This window comes from Actinophytocola sp. (assembly GCF_035712165.1).
In the GTDB taxonomy this organism is placed as follows: Bacteria; Actinomycetota; Actinomycetes; order Mycobacteriales; family Pseudonocardiaceae; genus DASYTH01.
On the sequence record NZ_DASTBH010000547.1, the window covers coordinates 1 to 2,328 of the forward strand.

General features: G+C 72.5%; 2 protein-coding genes and 1 pseudogene. 1 reads left to right on the forward strand and 2 read right to left on the reverse strand.

All coding sequences use genetic code 11. The features are described 5' to 3' along the window. Positions 1-281 (reverse strand): annotated as a pseudogene (locus VFO68_RS30995) (Leupeptin-inactivating enzyme 1); the annotation flags it as partial. A gap of 116 nt (positions 282-397) precedes the next feature. Then, the gene (locus VFO68_RS31000; RefSeq protein ID WP_325161966.1) at positions 398-2,113 is read right to left on the reverse strand and encodes an IlvD/Edd family dehydratase; all 1,716 of its coding nucleotides are present in this window, start codon (positions 2,111-2,113) and stop codon (positions 398-400) included. A gap of 17 nt (positions 2,114-2,130) precedes the next feature. Between VFO68_RS31000 and VFO68_RS31005 the strand changes: the two genes are divergently transcribed. Next, a partial coding sequence (locus VFO68_RS31005; RefSeq protein WP_325161967.1) for an alcohol dehydrogenase catalytic domain-containing protein occupies positions 2,131-2,328 on the forward strand: 198 nt, incomplete at its 3' end.

Genomic DNA, 2,328 nt, shown 5'->3' on the forward strand with positions numbered 1-2,328 from the left:
GAGGTGAACTGCTGCACCGAGGTGGTGAAGCCGGCCGCGTTGAGCCGGCTCTGGATGTAGTCGACCGAAGCGCGGTGCCCGGGCCGGCCGTGCGCCCGGTTCCCGCCGTTGTTGGTGGCGATGGTCTGCAGGTTGGTGAGGTGGGCCTGGACGTTGGCGACCGGGATGTCCGGCGCCGCGAGGGTGGCCGGCGGCGCTGCCGCGGCGAGCGGCGTGCTCCACAGCACGCCGGCTAGCAGGACGCCGACGCTCAGGGTCGGGATGGTGACTCTGGTACCCATGATGTGCTGCCTCCAGCAGGGTTTGGGGGACAACACGGCACAGCGTCGCCGAGTCCCGGTTCCCGCAGGTAGACCCGTTTGAGCGGTTTCCTTCCCAGTTAACACCGAGGGGTCGGTCAGTGCGACTCGCGCGGAACAGCGTGGCCGGAGGAGCCGGTGAGGAAGGTGAGGTCGGCGCCGGTGTCGGCGCCCAGCACGGTGTCGACGTAGAGCCGCTCCCAGCCCCGGGTGGGCCGGGCCAGGGCGGCGAGCATGGCGGGCGAGGGCGGGCGGGCGTCGAGCTCGGGCTGCGGGAGTTCGACGTCGATGCGCCGGGCGGCGACGTCGAGGGTGATCCAGTCGCCGGTGCGGATGCGGTCCAGCGGACCGCCGGCGGCGGCCTCCGGACAGACGTGCAACACGACCGTGCCGTACGCGGTGCCGCTCATCCGGCCGTCGCACACCCGCACCATGTCGCGCACCCCGGCGCGCAACAGCTTGGCCGGCAACGGGAGGTTGGATACCTCGGGCATCCCGGGGTAGCCGCGCGGGCCGCAGCCGCGCAGCACCAGCACCGAGGCGGCGTCCACGTCCAGCCCGGGATCGTCGATGCGGGCGTGCAGGTCCTCCACCGAGTCGAACACCACCGCCCGGCCGCGGTGCCGCAGCAGTTCCGGCGACGCGGCGGCGGGTTTGATGATCGCTCCGGCGGGCGCGAGGTTTCCGCGCAGCACGGCGATCCCGGCGGCCGGCAGCAGCGGGGCCGCGCGGGTCCGGATCACCTCCTGGTCCCAGATCCGCGCCGCGTGCAGCGACTCGACCAGGGGCCGTCCGGTGACCGTGATCGCTTCGGGGTCCAACAGGTCGAGCACCTCGCGCAGGACGGCGGCCAGCCCGCCGGCCCGGTGCAGGTCCTCCATCAGATGCCGGCCGGCCGGTTGCAGGTCGACCAGCAGCGGGACGCCGGTCCCGATCCGGTCGAAGTCGTCCAGGACCAGCGGCACGCCCAGCCGCCCGGCGATGGCCAGCAGGTGCACCACCGCATTGGTGGATCCGCCCATCGCCGCCAATGCGACGATCGCATTGTTGAACGATCCTCGGGTCAACAATGTGCTGGGCCGCCGATCCTCCGCGACCATCTCCACCACCAGCCGGCCGGTCTCGTGCGCCTGGGTCAGCAGCCGGCTGTCGGCGGCCGGAAGCCCGGCCGTGCCGGGCAGCACCATGCCCAGGACCTCGGCCAGCAGGCCCATGGTCGACGCGGTACCCATCGTGTTGCAGTGCCCGCGGCTGCGGATCATGGCCGACTCGGAGTCCAGGAAGTCCTTTTCGGACAGTGTGCCGGCGCGCACCTCCTCACTCAGCCGCCACACGTCGGTGCCGCAGCCCAGCGCGGTGCCCCGGAACGTGCCGGTGAGCATCGGGCCGCCGGGCACGACCACGGCCGGCAGGTCGACCGACGCGGCGGCCATGAGCAGCGCCGGGATCGTCTTGTCGCAGCCGCCGAGCAGCACCACCCCGTCGATCGGGTTGGCCCGCAACATCTCCTCGGTGGCCATCGCCGCCATGTTGCGCCACAGCATCGCGGTCGGCCGAAGCTGCGTCTCGCCGAGGGAGACGACCGGCAGGTTGAGCGGCACCCCACCGGCCGCCCACACGCCCTGCTTGACGTGCTCGGCGACATCGGTCAGGTGAAGGTTGCACGGCGTCAGGTCGGAGGCGGTGTTGGCGACGGCGATGTGCGGGCGCCCGTCGAACGCGGAGCCGGGTAACCCGCGCCGCATCCAGGCCCGGTGGATATAGCCGTCCCGGTCCCGACCCGCGTACCAGGCTGCGCTGCGCAATGCGCTCATCGGTGGACGATAGCCGGGTGCGCGCCTTTGTCATCACCGGTCCGGGCCGGGCCGAGGTCCAGGAGGTCGCCCCGCCCGAGCCGGGCCCGGGCGAGGTGATCGTCGAGGTCGACCGCGCCGGGGTGTGCGGCACCGACGCCGAGTTCTTCTCCGGCGCGATGAGCTACCTGCACACCGGCCAGGCCGCCTATCCGATCCGGATCGGCCACGAGTGG

Bases quoted from the DNA above. Each gene is read 5' to 3' on its own strand.
- VFO68_RS31000 (WP_325161966.1), bottom strand. From the start codon at position 2,113: ATGAGCGCATTGCGCAGCGCAGCCTGGTACGCGGGTCGGGACCGGGAC.